General features: G+C 53.6%; 7 protein-coding genes. 6 read left to right on the forward strand and 1 reads right to left on the reverse strand.

The genetic code is table 11. The features are described from left to right. The 3 genes from rpoC to QZ197_RS12830 all read left to right on the forward strand — a co-directional run. A partial coding sequence (rpoC, locus tag QZ197_RS12820; RefSeq protein WP_296432419.1) for a DNA-directed RNA polymerase subunit beta' occupies nt 1-3228 on the forward strand: 3228 nt, incomplete at its 5' end. Nucleotides 3229-3411: 183 nt separating this feature from the next. Next, a complete protein-coding gene (locus QZ197_RS12825) occupies nt 3412-3819 on the forward strand; it encodes a universal stress protein (protein ID WP_296432421.1) in 408 nt (135 codons plus the stop codon). Between the two features lie 63 nt (nt 3820-3882). Next, nucleotides 3883-4785, forward strand: a complete 903-nt coding sequence (locus QZ197_RS12830) for a DMT family transporter (protein WP_296432422.1) — start codon at nt 3883-3885, stop codon at nt 4783-4785. Nucleotide 4786: 1 nt separating this feature from the next. Here the strand turns inward: QZ197_RS12830 and QZ197_RS12835 are convergent, their stop codons facing one another. After that, nucleotides 4787-5356 (reverse strand): hypothetical protein, encoded by a 570-nt coding sequence (locus tag QZ197_RS12835; protein WP_296432423.1) that lies wholly within the window; start codon nt 5354-5356, stop codon nt 4787-4789. Nucleotides 5357-5772: 416 nt separating this feature from the next. Here QZ197_RS12835 and rpsL point away from each other — a divergent pair, with 416 nt between their 5' ends. Genes rpsL through fusA form a run of 3 tightly spaced genes read left to right on the forward strand, consistent with a single transcriptional unit; the run spans nt 5773 to nt 8760 of the window. Continuing rightward, nucleotides 5773-6144 (forward strand): 30S ribosomal protein S12, encoded by a 372-nt coding sequence (rpsL, locus tag QZ197_RS12840; protein ID WP_072901927.1) that lies wholly within the window; start codon nt 5773-5775, stop codon nt 6142-6144. Nucleotides 6145-6156: 12 nt separating this feature from the next. Then, on the forward strand, nt 6157-6627 hold the full coding sequence (gene rpsG / locus QZ197_RS12845; protein WP_296432428.1) for a 30S ribosomal protein S7: 471 nt from the start codon (nt 6157-6159) through the stop codon (nt 6625-6627). A gap of 15 nt (nt 6628-6642) precedes the next feature. Beyond that, nucleotides 6643-8760: an elongation factor G gene (gene fusA, locus QZ197_RS12850; protein ID WP_296432429.1), complete on the forward strand. Its 2118-nt coding sequence runs from the start codon at nt 6643-6645 to the stop codon at nt 8758-8760. Nucleotides 8761-8903: the final 143 nt, after the last annotated feature.

An 8903-nucleotide genomic window follows, 5' to 3' on the forward strand; every position in this document is an offset into this window, starting at 1 on the left:
TTCCGTCAGAACCTTTTGGGTAAGCGCGTCGACTTCTCTGGCCGTTCGGTCATTGTGACAGGGCCAGAGCTGAAGCTGCATCAATGTGGCTTGCCGAAAAAGATGGCTTTGGAACTGTTCAAGCCGTTCATCTACTCGCGGCTCGAGGCCAAAGGTCTGTCTTCCACAGTGAAGCAAGCCAAGAAGCTGGTCGAAAAAGAGCGTCCCGAAGTGTGGGATATCTTGGACGAGGTGATCCGCGAACACCCTGTCATGCTGAACCGTGCGCCAACGCTGCACCGTCTTGGCATTCAGGCATTCGAACCTGTTCTGATCGAAGGCAAAGCCATCCAGCTTCACCCGCTTGTCTGTTCTGCGTTTAACGCCGACTTTGACGGTGACCAGATGGCTGTTCACGTGCCGCTATCGCTTGAAGCACAGCTTGAAGCACGCGTTTTGATGATGTCCACGAACAACGTTCTGTCGCCTGCAAACGGTGCGCCAATCATCGTGCCATCGCAGGATATGATCTTGGGTCTCTACTACACGACCATCATGCGTCATGGCATGAAGGGCGAGGGCATGTCATTCGCTGACATCGAAGAGGTCGAGCATGCGCTGAATGCTGGTGAAGTTCACTTGCACGCCAAAATCAATGCGCGGATGACGCAAATTGATGAAGAAGGTAACGAAGTACGGGTTCTGTTTGAAACCACGCCTGGCCGTTTGCGTCTGGGTGAGTTGCTGCCGTTGAACGCCAAAGCACCATTTGCTTTGGTCAACCGTTTGCTGCGCAAGAAAGAAGTGCAGCAGGTCATCGACACGGTCTACCGTTACTGTGGTCAAAAAGAGTCTGTCATCTTCTGTGACCAGATCATGACCATGGGCTTCCGCGAAGCATTCAAGGCTGGCATCTCGTTTGGTAAGGACGACATGGTTGTTCCTGACACGAAATGGGCGCTGGTCGGTGAAACACGCGACTTGGTGAAGGACTTTGAACAGCAGTACATGGACGGCCTGATTACGCAGGGTGAAAAGTACAACAAAGTTGTCGATGCTTGGTCAAAGGCCAACGACAAAGTCACCGACGCGATGATGACCACAATTTCGACCACTCCGCTTTTGGAAGATGGTGCCGAAGGTGAACCGAACTCGGTTTACATGATGGCTCACTCCGGTGCGCGTGGTTCGGTTACGCAGATGAAACAGCTGGGCGGTATGCGTGGTTTGATGGCTAAGCCGAACGGCGAAATCATTGAAACGCCGATCATCTCTAACTTTAAGGAAGGTCTGACCGTTCTTGAGTACTTCAACTCGACCCACGGTGCCCGTAAGGGTCTGTCGGATACGGCGTTGAAGACTGCGAACTCTGGTTACCTGACACGTCGTCTGGTGGACGTCGCGCAAGACTGTATCGTCCGTGAAGTCGATTGCGGAACTGAGCGTGCGATCACCGCCGAAGCTGCCGTAAACGACGGCGAAGTTGTGTCGTCACTTGCTGAACGCGTCCTTGGCCGTGTTTCTGCAGATGATGTCCTCAAGCCGGGTACAGACGAAGTTATCGTTGAAGCAGGCGAGCTGATCGACGAGCGTAAAGCAGACATGATCGACGTTGCTGGTGTTGCTAAGATGCGCATCCGCAGCCCGCTGACTTGTGAAGCCGAAGATGGCGTTTGTGCAATGTGCTACGGTCGTGACCTTGCACGTGGTACACGCGTTAACCTTGGTGAAGCCGTCGGCATCATCGCGGCGCAGTCCATTGGTGAACCTGGTACACAGCTGACAATGCGGACATTCCACATTGGCGGCGTTGCACAAGGTGGCCAGCAGTCGTTCCAAGAAGCTTCGCAGCCCGGTAAAGTCGAATTCCGCAACGCACAGTTGTTGGAAAATGCAGCCGGTGAAAACGTTGTCATGGGCCGTAACATGGTTCTGGCGATCCTTGGTGAAGACGGCGAAGAGCGTGCGAACCACAAGGTTGGCTATGGCTCTAAGGTGTTCGTCAAAGAGGGCGCTACAATCATGCGCGGCGACAAACTGTTTGAATGGGATCCGTATACGCTCCCGATCATTGCAGAAAAGTCCGGTACAGCGAAATACGTTGATCTGATCAACGGTATTGCCATGCGCGAAGACACGGATGATGCAACGGGCATGACCCAGCGCATCGTGTCCGACTGGCGTGCTGCACCAAAAGGCAACGAGCTTGCACCAAAGATCATCGTTCTGGGTGCAGACGGCGAAACAGTCCTTAAGGATGACGGCAACCCTGTCGCTTATCCGATGTCTGTGGATGCGGTTCTGTCCGTTGAAGATGGCGAAGAGATCAAAGCTGGTGATGTTGTCGCCCGTATCCCGCGTGAGGGTGCCAAGACAAAAGACATTACCGGTGGTCTGCCACGTGTGGCCGAATTGTTCGAAGCCCGCCGTCCAAAGGATCACGCAATCATCGCCGAAATCGATGGCTACGTGCGCTTTGGCAAGGACTATAAGAACAAGCGTCGCATCGCGATCGAAAGCACTGATGATGCAGACATCAAGGTCGAATACATGGTGCCTAAGGGCAAGCACATTCCGGTTGCGGAAGGTGACTTTGTCCAAAAGGGCGATTACATCATGGACGGCAACCCAGCCCCGCACGACATTCTTGCGGTTATGGGGGTCGAGGCCCTTGCGGACTATATGATCGACGAAGTGCAGGACGTTTATCGCCTACAGGGTGTTAAGATCAACGACAAGCACATCGAAGTTATCGTGCGTCAGATGCTCCAAAAGTGGGAGATTCAGGACAGTGGTGACACCGTTCTGCTGAAGGGTGAAAACGTTGATAAGGCTGAATTTGATGAAGCCAACGAAAAGGCAGTTGCACGGGGCGATCGCCCAGCGACAGGCGAGCCTATCTTGCTTGGTATCACCAAAGCGTCGTTGCAGACCCGTTCGTTCATCTCTGCCGCATCGTTCCAGGAAACGACACGCGTTCTGACCGAAGCATCCGTGCAAGGTAAGCGCGACAAGCTGATCGGTCTCAAAGAGAACGTGATCGTTGGCCGTCTGATCCCTGCCGGCACCGGTGGTGCGACACAGCAAATGCGCCGTGTTGCTGCAGATCGTGACAACGTTGTCATCGAAGCGCGCCGCGAAGAAGCCGAAGAGGCCGCACGTTTGGCCGCTCCGGTTGAGGCCGCACACGGGTCCGAAGAGCAAGTTTTCGGTAAAGCACCTGCAGCAGCATCAGACGACGACGCGTAAGCAACGCTTCTTATGAATTGAAAAGGCCCTCGCATCGCGGGGGCCTTTTTTGTTGGGCGTACGAGTAAGATGTCGAATGACTGGCAAACGCGGTACGTCAGACGTTGTTGTTTGACCTGACACAGATCAAAGCGCTGATGCCGAACTGCGCATAGCATGGGGTCAACAAAAGGAGACTCCCTCATGTACACCAATATCCTCGTCCCTGTTTCATTCGAAGCTGACCGCAATGCCCAAGGCGCTATGGAAATCGCCAAAGCTCTTTGTTCTGAGGGCGGAAAAATCACTTGCCTGCATGTTCTCGAAGAACTTCCGAAATATGCGACGGAATACCTGCCCGCTGGCCATGTTGAAGCCGCCAAGGCAGATATTGTCAAAGGCTTGAGCGCGCTGATTGAAGGTGTTTCGAATGCGACAACGATGGTTGCTGAAGGACATTCTTCGCGGTCCATTCTGGCGCATGCGGACAATAACGAGGTCGATCTGATCATTGTGGCCAGTCATCAGCCGGGCATGCAGGACTATCTGTTGGGATCAACTGCCGCCAAGGTCGTCCGCCACGCCAAATGCGCTGTGCACGTCCTGCGCTAAAACGCGACCAAATCTGACGGTTTCACGCTAGCACGCGCGGGACCGTCCTGTTACGCCAACTGCATGCCAGTTTTGACAGACAATATTCGCGGTGCGCTTATCATGATGTGCGCGATGTGCGCCTATACCTTCAACGATGCTTTCATGAAGGCGTTGTCGGACGAGATCCCGTTGTTCCAAGCGATATTTTTCCGTGGCATGGCTGCGGTCGTCTTTCTAACTATCCTATGTCGCATTATGGGCCAGCTACGTTTTGACCTATCGCGACGCGATTGGGGCTTGGTTTTGCTACGCACAGTCGGCGAAGTTGGCGGCACTTACTTCTTCCTCACGGCGCTTTTCAACATGCCCATCGCGAATGTCAGCGCAATTTTACAAGCGTTGCCTTTGGCGGTCAGCCTTGCCGCGGCATTATTCTTGCGCGAGGCATTAGGCTGGCGCCGCTTGAGTGCGATTTGCGTGGGCTTTGCAGGTGTCTTGCTAATTATCCAGCCCGGTGGCGCGGATTTCAGTTTCTACAGCCTTTATGCGTTGGGCGCGGTCGGGTGTGTCACCGTCCGCGATATCGCAGTGCGGAGCATGTCGCGCACTGTGCCTGCGGTATTCGTCGCTTTGGTCGCGGCTGTTGGTGTCACGTGTTTGGGCGCGATTGGGTCGCAGTTTATCGAGTGGGCGCCTTTCAGCACCACCTCTGGTTTGCAACTTTTCGGTGCAACCGGCTTTTTGATTTTTGGATATATCGCATCAGTTAACGCCATGCGGTTTGGTGAAATCGCCTATGTCGCGCCGTTCCGCTATACCAGTCTGCTGGTCGCCTTAGCCTTGGGCATCGTTATTTTCGACGAATGGCCGAACGTGCTAGCGCTATGCGGGGCAGGGGTGGTTGTGGCGACGGGTCTATTCACGCTGTACCGCGAAACAAAGTTAAAGATCCGGCAACCCATGGTGCCGGACCGTATCAGATAGTTTAGTCTGCGGTGCCGAAGAATACGCCATCGACATCAAAGTTTAGATCGCCCAAACCATCGCCGACTACGGACCCAAAGACCGCGTCACCGCGACCAATGTCGTCAACCACATCACCTCTGAGTTCTAGAAGCACGTCGCTGTCCACAACGAAACCGCTATCGTTCACTGCTGTAATGTTGCCGAAGGCATCAGCATTAAGCCGACCGCTTGTCTCGCGTCCCTCAATTTCAAGGCGACCGCCAAGGCGTTGATTAGGACGTCCATCTGGGTCAACGAGGTTAATGTTGGTTACAGCACCGTCGATGTTATGGTCGTTGAACCCGACGATCATTTGCATATCTCCGATGATGCTCCCGTTTAGCTCACCACTTACGTCGGCGCCAAGCTTGCCGTTGTAGGTCACGCTGCCATTTGGCAGGTGTTGTGTGTCGGTCAGAGGCAAGCGGCCGATGGCACGCGCCTCTTCAAAGCTGCGGTGCACTTGCGCTGCGGTCACAGTCGGCGGGTTCGGTGTGCCGCATGCCGAAAGGGCAGCAAGAGCGATTAGACTGGTTGTGATGCGGATCATTGGATGGCTCCATCAAGAATAAAAACTGGCGATTATGCGCCTTGCTAAAACTGATGGACGTTGGGTTAGTCGCTAAGCAATATTGGGTGCTTGCTATGAGATAGCAGCGGCACTATTCCCTTGTGATGCAGGTATCTGGAAACGCTGCCCCGCGAACGCGGGGCCGCTGTTGACAGGCCCACCGACTCCTCATATACGCCGCTCATCCGGGCTGATGGGAAACCTTCGCCGTCCCGATATCATACCACGTAGTGGCCAAGAACCGAGCCCTTATAGCTTTGTTCCTCTGGAGCTCACCGCACCGAACCTCCGGTAAGGGTTCGACTGCGGAATTTTTGTGCTTTCCGAAAGGAATGCATGTTTTTGAAACCAGCGTTTGCCGGACGCGAAATGTGAATAGATGGGAACATCAAACGATGCCAACGATTCAGCAGCTGATCCGCAAGCCGCGCCAGCCGAAAGTCACACGATCCAAGTCGCTCCACATGGAGGGATGCCCACAAAAACGCGGTGTCTGTACACGTGTTTATACAACGACTCCAAAGAAGCCGAACTCGGCTATGCGTAAGGTTGCCAAAGTGCGCCTGACAAACGGCTTTGAGGTCATCTCTTACATTCCAGGTGAAAGCCACAACCTTCAGGAGCACTCCGTGGTTCTGATCCGTGGCGGCCGTGTAAAAGACCTTCCAGGTGTCCGTTACCACATTCTGCGCGGTGTCCTTGATACGCAAGGCGTTAAAGACCGTAAGCAACGTCGTTCAAAGTACGGCGCTAAGCGTCCTAAGTAAGGAATTCAATAGATGTCACGTCGTCACGCCGCTGAAAAACGCGTAGTACTGCCAGACGCAAAGTTTGGCGATCTCATTTTGACTAAGTTCATGAACAACCTGATGGTTGACGGTAAAAAAGCCGTTGCTGAACGGATTGTTTACAACGCATTCGATCGTGTTGAAGAAAAGTTGAAAAAGTCCCCTATGGAAGTCTTCCATGAGTGCCTTGAAAACATCAAACCATCCGTCGAAGTGCGTTCGCGCCGCGTCGGTGGTGCGACTTATCAGGTCCCTGTCGAAGTCCGTCCAGAGCGCCGCGAAGCACTCGCCATCCGTTGGTTGATTGCTGCTGCGAAAAAGCGCAACGAAAACACAATGGAAGAGCGTCTTGCAGGCGAGCTGATGGATGCGGTCAATGGCCGTGGCACAGCTGTCAAAAAGCGCGAAGACACTCACAAGATGGCAGACGCGAACAAAGCGTTCAGCCACTACCGCTGGTAAGAGGAAAGCACCAAAATGGCACGCGACTACCCTCTCGAACTATACCGGAACTTTGGTATTATTGCGCATATTGATGCCGGTAAGACCACGTGTTCCGAACGGATCCTGTTCTATACAGGCAAGTCCCACAACATTGGCGAAGTACATGATGGCGCTGCTACCATGGACTGGATGGAGCAAGAGCAAGAGCGTGGCATCACGATCACCTCTGCTGCGACAACCACGTTCTGGGAGCGGACTGAAACTGGCACAGAGCCAGACAGCCCAAAGCACCGTATGAACATCATCGACACGCCCGGCCACGTTGACTTTACAATCGAAGTCGAGCGTTCATTGGCTGTCCTTGACGGTGCTGTATGTGTTCTTGACGCCAACGCTGGTGTTGAGCCACAGACAGAAACTGTTTGGCGTCAGGCTGACCGCTACAAAGTTCCACGTATGGTTTTTGTCAACAAGATGGACAAAACCGGCGCTGACTTTTTCAAATGCGTTGCCATGGTTGAAGACCGGACAGGCGCACGCGCTATCCCGATTTCTTTCCCAATCGGCGCAGAGACAGAGCTTGAAGGCTTGGTCGATCTCGTAACCATGGAAGAGTGGTTGTGGGAAGGCGAAGATCTGGGCGCGTCATGGGTCAAAGCGCCAATTCGCGAAAGCCTGAAAGCACAAGCTGCTGAATGGCGCGAAAAGCTGGTCGAAGCTGCGGTTGAGCAGGACGACGATGCTATGGAAGCCTATCTTGAAGGCAACGAACCTGACGTCAAAAAGCTGCGCGAAATGATCCGCAAAGCATGTTTGTCTTTGTCGTTCGTTCCTGTGCTTGGTGGTTCTGCGTTCAAGAACAAAGGCGTTCAGCCGCTGCTTAACGCTGTTGTTGACTACCTGCCGAGCCCGCTCGATGTGGTTGACTACATGGGCTTTAAGCCAGGCGACGAGTCAGAAACACGGAACATCCCGCGCCGCGCGGATGACAACATGGCGTTCTCTGGCCTTGCGTTCAAAATCATGAACGACCCGTTTGTGGGTTCGTTGACGTTCACGCGTATCTACTCTGGTAAGCTGGTCAAAGGTGACAACCTGATCAACTCAACCAAGGGTAACAAAGAACGCGTCGGCCGTATGATGATGATGCACTCCAATGACCGTGAAGAAATCTCTGAAGCGTTCGCTGGCGACATTATCGCACTTGGTGGCCTGAAGAACACAACAACAGGTGACACGCTTTGTGATCCATCTGATCCAGTTGTCCTTGAAACAATGACGTTCCCCGATCCTGTGATCGAGATCGCCGTTGAGCCAAAGACAAAAGCTGACCAAGAGAAAATGGGCATCGCGCTACAGCGTTTGTCTGCAGAGGATCCATCCTTCCGCGTGGAAACTGACATTGAATCTGGTCAGACCATCATGAAGGGCATGGGCGAACTTCACCTCGACATTCTGGTCGACCGGATGAAGCGCGAGTTCAAAGTCGAAGCCAACATCGGTGCGCCACAAGTGGCATACCGTGAAACGATTGGTCACGAAGTTGAGCATTCCTACACCCACAAGAAGCAGTCTGGTGGTTCTGGTCAGTTCGGCGAAGTGAAAATGATCATTTCCCCGACAGAGCCTGGCGAAGGTTTCTCATTTGAGAGCCGCGTTGTTGGTGGTTCGGTGCCGAAGGAATACATCCCCGGCGTTGAAAAAGGTATCCGGTCTGTCATGGATAACGGCCCATTGGCTGGCTTCCCTGTGATCGACTTTAAGGTGGCTTTGATCGACGGTAAGTTCCACGACGTTGACTCATCCATCATGGCGTTCGAGATCGCAGCCCGTATGTGTATGCGTGAAGGCATGCGCAAAGCTGGCGCGAAACTGCTTGAGCCAATCATGAAGGTCGAAGTTGTAACGCCAGAGGACTATACTGGCGGTATCATCGGTGACCTGACATCACGCCGCGGCATGGTGCAGGGTCAAGACACACGCGGCAACGCGATTGTCATCGACGCGATGGTGCCACTGGCGAATATGTTCGGCTACATCAACACACTGCGTTCCATGTCTTCGGGCCGCGCGCAGTTCTCGATGCAGTTTGACCACTACGATCCAGTGCCAAGCAACATCTCGGAAGAGATCCAAGCGAAATACGCATAACGGTGCGGCGGGGATAACCCCGCCCTACCATCCCCTGTAGGGCGGGATTATCCCGCCGCCCAAAACTAAAATTTGAAGGAGCCACATCATGGCAAAGGCAAAGTTTGAACGTAATAAGCCGCACGTAAACATTGGCACAATCG

The organism is Yoonia sp., assembly GCF_017854415.1.
Taxonomy (GTDB): domain Bacteria; phylum Pseudomonadota; class Alphaproteobacteria; order Rhodobacterales; family Rhodobacteraceae; genus Yoonia.